Genomic DNA, 7,929 nt, shown 5'->3' with positions numbered 1-7,929 from the left:
CGCCCGCCGCGGTAGACCCAGCTCACCTCGACGTTTTCCGGTGCGGTCAGCGGGATCTCGTCTTGCTGGCCGGCGACCTCGATGAACGCCTTGCCAACGGCGTTGGGAGGCAAGGCTTCCAGCGCCGTGGCGATGGCCGGGAGCGCCGACTCGTCGCCGGCCAACAGGTGCCAATCGGCGGCGGGGTCGGGGGTGTAGGCGCCGCCGGGGCCCATCAGATAGATCGGCTGGCCGGGTTGGGCCGAGGCCGCCCAGGCGCCTGCGATCCCGTGCTCGCCGTGCACGACGATGTCGACCGTGAGTTCGCCGGCGTCGACGTCGACGTCGCGCACGGTCATGGTCCGCACCGACGGCTTTTTCTCCGGGGGCAGGTCGGCGAAGCTGTCCAGGGTCAACGGCCGCGGCAGCGCCGCCACGTCGACGCCGTCGGGGACGAAGGCCAACTTGACGTACGAGTCGGTGAATTTGCTCGGCGCGAAGGTGTCGAAGTGACTGCTGCCCAGCACGACCCGAACCATGTGCGGGGTGAGCTGCTCGGTGCGGCTCACTTCGAAGCTTTGTAGAGGTCGACCTGCCACTTATCCTCCTGTAGGGACCCGACCCCCCGTCGACTATACGGACCCCCGGTGGGCAGTTTGCCGGTTAGGCCGTGCCGCGAATCCGATACCGGGACAATGAGGGAATGACTGAGGCCGAGGGTTCGGCGGTTCCCCCGTTGGTGCCGTCGTCGCGGACGTTGTCGCCTGGCATCAAGCCGCTGCTGGTTCTGGCCAAGATCCGCGGGATCATGGACGCATTCACGCTGTCCGAGCCGGAGTTGACGCTGGGCGAAATCCGCGCCCGGACCGGCTATCCGACCTCGACGGTGCAGCGGCTGGTGGCCAACCTGGTGGCCGAGGAGTTCCTCGACCGGGCCGGCGACCGCTTTCGGATCGGTGCCCGCATCGCCTACTGGGCGGCTCCCGTCGCCACCAGCATGGACATCCTGCAGGCGGTCTCGCCGGCGCTGGAATCGCTGCGCGACGCGAGTGGCGAGACGGCGTGCTTCTTCCGCCGGGAGGGGCCGTTCCGGGTGTGCGTCGCCATCGCCGAGACGCGCCACGCGATCCGGCGCGAGATGCACGTGGGCAAGGTGGTCCCGTTGCACGTCGGCTCGGCGGGGCGGGTGTTGATGGCCTGGGACGACGAAGCGCTGGAAGAGGTGCTCGCTTCGGACCTGGCCCGGTTCACCGACGCAACGATCGTCGACCCGGAGTCGTTGCGCGCCAAGGTGGAAGAGACGCGTCGCATGGGTTTTGCCGTCACCTCCGGGGAGCGCGACGAGGGCGCGACGGGTGTGGCGGCGCCGGTGTTCGACTCGCGCGGCCGGGTGGCCGGCGCCCTGATGATCAGCGGACCCAGTTTCCGTCTGCCCCATGAGCGCGCCGAGCTGTGGGCCGAAAACGTGGTCGGGGCAGCCGATCAGGTGACGCGGACGCTCGGCGGCCGTCTCCCCTACTGAGGCGCGGGACGCTACCCGGCGGCCGGCGGGCGGGGCATGACGGTAAGACGCATGCCGTAGCGGGGCCCCCTGGAGGCGCCTCCGTCACCCGCCCCGGCCAGCGGCATGCCGCCGAAGACGTTGCCCGCCCGTGCGTCCGGGGCCTCCCTCACATTGCTGACCGGCATAATCGAGCCGTGGTGTGGCTCCGCCAACGTGCCCCAGGCCGGCGGGACCGATAAATGACCGACGGAGGCCGCGTGGCCCAACGCTCCGGTAACCGATGCCCCGCCATGGGCCAACCCCAACCCGAGTGGCGGGACTACGACCGCCGGCGGTGCCGCCGCCGGGGCGGCCGCGCTCGCGGCACCGCCAAATGAGCCCGCGGTTTTCGCGATCGTCATAAAGGTGTTGGCGATGCCGGCGGAGAAGAAGGGCAGGCCCTCGGTGTTGTAGAACGTGGTGGAAAACGGCGCGTAGAAGGTGAAAATGTCACCTAGGTATCCCACCAAACCCGAAGTGAGCGCGGCCTTTACCGGATCCGCCGGCGGGGGCGCCGATTCGGCCGCCTGCATACCGGTGGACAGTTTTCCCAGCGCCGAGGTGATCGTGCCCATCGCGTTGCGCAACGTGTCTTGCGCCGTGCCCGCCGATGTACCGGTGGCCGCGGCGACCGAGGCGGCCTGGTTGGCCATCCCAGCGGGGTTGGTCGTGCGGGGCGCCGAGGGAAACGGTTTCACCGCCGAGATGTTCGCCGATCGGCCCGCATAGTTGTACATCGTGGCCGCGTCGGTTGCCCACATTTCGCCGTACTGGGCTTCCAAAGCTGCTATCGCCGCGGTGTTTTGGCCCAGCACGTTGGTGACCAGTAGCTGCGCCAGATTGACACGGTTGGCCGCGATCACGGGCGGCGGCACGATCGCGGCAAGCGCCGTCTCGAAGGCCGTCACAGCGGACATGGCCTGACCGGCCGCATGCTCAGCCGCGGCGGCGGTGGTTCTCATCCATTCCACGTAAGGGGTGACGGCCTGCGCCATCGACGCCGAGGCCGGTCCCAACCACTCCTCGCCGGACAACGCGTTCACCACTCTGTCGTAGGCTATAGCAGCCGAATTCAGCTCGGCGGCAAGGGCATTCCAACCGGATGCCGCCCCCATCATCGATGTCGCGCCCGGGCCCGCGTACAACAGCCCCGAGTTGATCTCCGGTGGTAGCGCCCCGAAGTCGAGCATCGCGAGCCCCTTAACCAGCCGCGACCGCGTTGGCGGCCTCGGTGGCCGCATACGATCCCGAGCTGAGATCCAATGCGCTGACGAACATCTCGTGAATGGCCATGGCTTGCGCACTGACCTGCTGATACAGCTGCGCATGGGCGGCGAACTGCGCCGCGGTCAGTATCGACACTTGGTCGGTGGCAGCGGGCATCACCCCCGTCGTCGGCGCGGCGGCCGCCGCATTCTGAGCCGCAAGCGCAGAGCCGATGGCGCGCAAGGCGCCAGCCGCTGCCGCCAAGGCTTCTGGTTGCGCAGTAACAAAGGACATGGTGATCTCCTTCCCCAATAACCTTCCGGTTCAATGAATCTCGATGGTCTTCCGCACCACGGTGTTACCCGGCCGACGGTGGACGAGCAGTAAAGCGGGGGCGGAATCCGTATTCGCGGGGCGGCCAGCCGCCGCGGTCACGCCTGCCGCGAGCCGGCGGCATTTGACGCAGCAGTGCCTCTGGTCCGTTCGACGGGCCGCCGGCTTCCTCGCTGCCGATCCCCCGGACGATGGACTCTTGTGCCGCATTGGGCGCCGTCGCGACCCAGCTCGGTGGAACCGATAGCGACCCGATCTTGTTGGACGAAGCCAAGTTTGCCGAGAACAGCCCACTGCCGAGGTTGGCGGGCGCCGCAAGCGCCGGCGGTGCGGATAAGGCTGCTGCCGCCCCGCCGGCGGCGTGCTCGGGCCACAGCGCACCGATCTGCGAGAAAATCAGGGATCCCACATAGATCATCGGCCAGTAGATGACGTCCAGGGGACTGAAGAGAAGTCCTTTTATCTGGGCGGACAAGCTGGTGACCAGGTCGTTGATCGCCGCCTGCGTCGCCGACGGTCCCGCCGCTGCTTCGGCGGCCTGAGCGACGGCGGCTTGCTGTTGGGCCAGTCCGGCTTGGTCGGTGGTCGGGGTCGGTTCGGTGAACGGGACCAATTGCGAAGTGGTCGCCGCGGAATCGGCATAGGTGTACATGGCGGCGGCGTCTTGGGCCCACATTTCGGCATATTGGATCTCGGTTGCAGCGATCGCCGGGGTGTTCTGGCCGAAGAAGTTCGTCGCCACAAGCAACGCCAACAACGCTCGGTTGGCGGCGATCACGGTCGGGGGAACCGTCATCGCGAAAGCCGCCTCGTAAGCGGCCGCGGTGGCGCTGGCCTGCGTGCCCGCCTCGTCAGCCAATGCGGCGGCGGCGCTTAACCAACCGACGAAGGGGGCGACACCGGTCACCATCGACTGCGATGCCGCACCGAGCCACTGCGAGGTGGTCAACTCGGCGGTCACCGACGAATAGCCGGAAGCGCTCGCGCTCAACTCGGCCGCCAGTCCGTGCCAGGCCGCGGCCGCGGCCATCATCGGTCCCGCGCCCGCACCGGCATACATCCGGCCCGAATTGATCTCCGGCGGTAGCGCCCCGAAATCGAACACAACTACTCCTCAACCGCTTTGACTCGCCGTCAGGCCGGGTTGATGTCCTCGAGGCTGCGCCGCGACGTGCGCGGCCCGAGGGCGAGGACGGCGACGATGACGACGGCGAGCGCCATCGCCACCACGGTGAACATGGCTCCCGCGCCGTACCTGTCGAGGACGGGAATCAGGATGAACGGCGAGGCTCCGCTGGAAAGCCGGGACAGGGAGTAGGTCCACCCAACTGCCGTGGCGCGCACGGCCGTTGGGAATATCTCGGCCTGGTACACGTGGTAGACGTTGGAGAAGACGTTGGCTGTCGCGGTGGTCAGAAAGCCGAACACGACGATCGACGGGACCGACGATTGCGTCGCGAACATCAGGCCGAACGCCGCGATCGCCACCGTCGCGCCGACGAGCAGGAACTTGCGTTCGAACCGCGCCATCAACGGGATCGACACCGCGGACCCGATCGGATAGCCGAGGAACGACAATGCGGCGAAGAACATCGACGAGGTGACGTCGTAGCCGCGGCTGACCAGGACCAGCGCCGCAAGCGTGCCGAAGCCGTAGTAGCCGAACGTCTGAAACAGGTGGAACACGCCCAGCATCGACAACCTGCGGTTGTAGGGGGCGTGCCGCAGACGGGTCAGCGCGGCGCTCCCTTGCTCAGGCCCGACGCCGGCCCCGCCGGGCGCCCCGGGGCCGTTTTCGATCGGTAGGGCACGCACTTTCGCCCCGGCCGCGAACTTGTCCAGCTCCCGCTGCGCGTCGTCGATCCGGCCGACGCCGGCGAGCCAGCGCGGCGACTCGGGCAGCCAACGGTTCAGGAGGAAGACGATCACGAAGCCCAGGCCACCGATGGTCAGAAGCCAGCGCCAGCCCGCGATGCCGAGCGGCGAATGTTTGGTCAACCACATCGCGAGGAAGCCGGCGAACGGTACGGCGAGGAACGAGCAGGTGTAGGCGTAGGACGCCAGTCGGCCCCGGCGTTCCTTGGGCAGCACGTCGGCGAGGTAGGAGTCGGCCACCGGGTATTCGGCGCCCACCCCCACGCCGGCCAGGAAACGGGAGCCCACCAGCAGGGCCGGAGAGGGCGCTAACGCGCCCAGCAGCGAGAACACCGAGAACCAGGTCAGACCCAGCAGGAACGTCTTCCGGCGGCCGATCCGGTCCGCCAGCCGTCCGAAAAGCGCTGCACCGAAGAACATTCCGACGAATGCCGACGCCAGTACCACGTCGAGTTCGGTGCCGCGGATACCGAAGTCGCGGCGCAGCGCGGTGCTCATGGTGCTGGCCAGGAAGATCTCGTACATCTCGAAGAAGAGGCCGAGGCCGACGACGACGATCGCCTTGCGGTGCACGGTTCCCACCGGCATGCGATCCAGTTGTTCGCCGACGGAGGTCGTGTTCAGCGTCACGGTTGGTGATGTTGTCATCCTTGCTCTCCCCTTTCCGCGGGCTGACCTACTTCGTAATCCGTAACTTGCAATGTGAGTTTCACTACAGAAGGTGACTGTAGCGGCTCTGGTCACACCTGTGAAGGCCTTCTTGCCATAATGTGGGTTGCAATGCACTATGTGGGCACGACGTGAGGCACGGGAGGAGATTCGATGGACAGGTTCAACGGCGGACCACTCGACGGCATACGCGTCCTTGAGCTGGGCAATTACATCGCCGGCCCGACGGGCTGTCGGCTCTTGGCCGATTTCGGCGCCGAGGTCATCAAGGTCGAAAAGCCGGGAACCGGTGACGAATTGCGGACGTGGCGCCTCTACTCGGGCACCACGTCGATGCTTTTTCACACGATCAACCGCAACAAGAAGTCCGTCGTGCTGGACCTCAAGACCGAGCGGGGGCAGGCCGCGGTGCGCGAACTGGCCCGCTCCTGCGACATCGTGATGGAGAACTTCCGCCCCGGCACGCTGGAACGGTGGGGCATCGGCCCGGCCGAGCTGAGCGCACAGAATCCCGACCTGATCGTCGTGCGGGTCTCGGCCTACGGACAGACCGGACCGCGGGCCCACGAACCGGGCTTCGCCGCCGTCGCCGAGGCGATGGCAGGGCTGCGCGGCCTGACCGGCGAGCCGGATCGTCCGCCGGCCCGGGTGGGCGTGTCCATCGGCGATTCGATCGCCGGCATCTATGCCGCGTTCGGCGCGCTCCTGGCCCTCCATCAGCGCCAGAAAGACCGTGCGGCAGGGCGATCCACGTCGCTGCCCGACCGCACCGTGGACGTCGCGCTTACCGAGGCGATCTTCTCGGTGATGGAATCGTTGGTCCCGGAGTACGACGCCTATCGAGTCACCCGAACCCGAACCGGCGGTCGCATGGAGGGCATCGCCCCGTCGAACGCGTACCGGTGCGGCGATGGCCGCTGGGTCGTGATCGCCGGCAACGGGGACGGGATCTATCGCCGGTTCATGAGCGTGATCGGACGGCCGGAGCTGGCCGACGACCCGCGACTGACCAACAACACCCTGCGCTGGCAGGCCCGCGACGAGCTCGACGAGGCGATCGGTGCGTGGACCGCCACGCTGGCCGCCGGCGAAGTGCTCGCCGCGCTCGCGGCCGCGTCGGTTCCCGCAGGCCCCATCAACACCGCCGCGGACATCAAGTCCGACGAGCAGTTCCTGGCGCGCGGCATGATCCAGCGCCTGCCGGTCTCGACCGGCACCGAGATCCTGCCGGATGTAGCGTTCCCCGGCATCGTTCCGCGCATCGGCGACACCGCGCGGGCGATCGCGAGCCTCGGACCCGAGCTCGGCGCCCACACCGAGGAGATCCTCGGCGCCCTCACCGCGGATCAAGAGATCAAGGAGCTCATCGGATGACGGCCTCGGTACAGCTGCGCAACGCGATCCTGCGCGACGTGACCCTGCGCGACGGCCTGCAGCTCACGGGCAAGCCGCTCGAGACGGCCCGCAAGGTCGAGTTGGCGCGCCTGCTGTTGGACGCGGGCGTGGAGGCGGTGGAAATCGGCGCGATGGCGCGACCCGACCTGGTGCCGCCGATGGCCAACACCCTAGAAGTCATCGCCGCGCTGAGTCCCGAAGAGCTGCAACGCTGCTGGGTCTGGGCGGCCACACCGCGGGGCGTCCTTCGGGCGATCGAGGCCGGGGCCCGCAACTTTCAGTACTGCCTGTCGGTCAGCGACGAGCACAACATTGCCAACGTCGGGCGCACCACCGCCGACAGCATGGCCGCCCTGCCCGATGTCGTCGACCTCGTCACGATCGCCGGCGGTCGGTTGGAATTGACCTTGGCAACCGCCTTCACCTGCCCCTACAGCGGCGCCGTCGACCCGCAGCGCGTCCTCGACCTGATCACCGACGACCGGGCCGCAGCCATCTCGAGCGTCGTGCTGTGTGACACGCTGGGCCACGCCACGCCGGACCAGGTGCGCCGCTTGGTCGAGCGGGTTCGCGCCGTCGCGCCCGACCGCGAGATCGTCTTCCACGGGCACGACACCTGGGGCATGGGGGTCGCCAACAGCCTCGCCGCCATCCAGGCCGGCGCCACGATGGTCGACGGGGCGCTCGGCGGCCTCGGCGGCTGCCCTTTCGCCCCGGGGGCGAGCGGCAACACGCCGACCGAGGACCTGCTGTTCGCGCTGCAACCCCGCTGGTTGACCCCTCGGGCGTTCGCCGACATCGTGCGCGCCGGGGAACGGGTCCTGGCGGTGCTCGGCGAACCGAACCGCGCCAAGGCCGCCCAAGGCGCGCGATCCACCGCCCACGCGCTGGAATGGCTGATCGGCGATTGGATTTCCGCCTGACCCGAC

At 68.2% G+C, this 7,929-nt stretch carries 8 protein-coding genes; 3 read left to right on the top strand and 5 right to left on the bottom strand.

Annotated elements, in window-relative coordinates; translation table 11 throughout:
- Positions 1–578 (bottom strand): siderophore-interacting protein (locus A9X00_RS19035; RefSeq protein ID WP_067156803.1); only part of this gene is annotated, 578 nt, incomplete at its 3' end.
- A 104-nt stretch (positions 579–682) separates the two neighbouring features.
- Here A9X00_RS19035 and A9X00_RS19030 point away from each other — a divergent pair.
- Entirely contained in the window at positions 683–1,501 is an 819-nt protein-coding gene (locus tag A9X00_RS19030; RefSeq protein ID WP_067156794.1) for an IclR family transcriptional regulator, read from the top strand.
- A gap of 11 nt (positions 1,502–1,512) precedes the next feature.
- Here the strand turns inward: A9X00_RS19030 and A9X00_RS19025 are convergent, their stop codons facing one another.
- The 4 genes from A9X00_RS19025 to A9X00_RS19010 all read right to left on the bottom strand — a co-directional run bounded on the left by A9X00_RS19025 (position 1,513) and on the right by A9X00_RS19010 (position 5,584).
- Positions 1,513–2,712 carry a PPE family protein gene (locus A9X00_RS19025; RefSeq protein ID WP_067156789.1) on the bottom strand — a complete coding sequence of 400 codons (1,200 nt, stop codon included), beginning with the start codon at positions 2,710–2,712 and terminating at the stop codon, positions 1,513–1,515.
- Between the two features lie 10 nt (positions 2,713–2,722).
- Entirely contained in the window at positions 2,723–3,022 is a 300-nt protein-coding gene (locus A9X00_RS19020; protein WP_067156802.1) for a PE family protein, read from the bottom strand.
- A 64-nt stretch (positions 3,023–3,086) separates the two neighbouring features.
- Positions 3,087–4,166 (bottom strand): PPE family protein, encoded by a 1,080-nt coding sequence (locus tag A9X00_RS19015; protein WP_082975382.1) that lies wholly within the window; start codon positions 4,164–4,166, stop codon positions 3,087–3,089.
- A 29-nt stretch (positions 4,167–4,195) separates the two neighbouring features.
- The gene (locus tag A9X00_RS19010) at positions 4,196–5,584 is read right to left on the bottom strand and encodes an MFS transporter (protein WP_067156787.1); all 1,389 of its coding nucleotides are present in this window, start codon (positions 5,582–5,584) and stop codon (positions 4,196–4,198) included.
- A gap of 174 nt (positions 5,585–5,758) precedes the next feature.
- Between A9X00_RS19010 and A9X00_RS19005 the strand changes: the two genes are divergently transcribed.
- Both A9X00_RS19005 and A9X00_RS19000 read left to right on the top strand, forming a co-directional pair.
- Entirely contained in the window at positions 5,759–6,979 is a 1,221-nt protein-coding gene (locus A9X00_RS19005) for a CaiB/BaiF CoA-transferase family protein (protein WP_067156785.1), read from the top strand.
- Complete coding sequence (locus A9X00_RS19000) at positions 6,976–7,923, top strand: hydroxymethylglutaryl-CoA lyase (protein ID WP_067156782.1); 948 nt, start codon at positions 6,976–6,978, stop codon at positions 7,921–7,923. Before A9X00_RS19005 ends, A9X00_RS19000 begins: the two co-directional genes overlap by 4 nt.
- Positions 7,924–7,929: the final 6 nt, after the last annotated feature.

The organism is Mycobacterium sp. 1245805.9 (assembly GCF_001672915.1).
Lineage (GTDB): Bacteria > Actinomycetota > Actinomycetes > Mycobacteriales > Mycobacteriaceae > Mycobacterium.
Note: the sequence above shows the minus strand (reverse complement) of the source record. Positions and strands in the feature narration are given on the sequence as shown.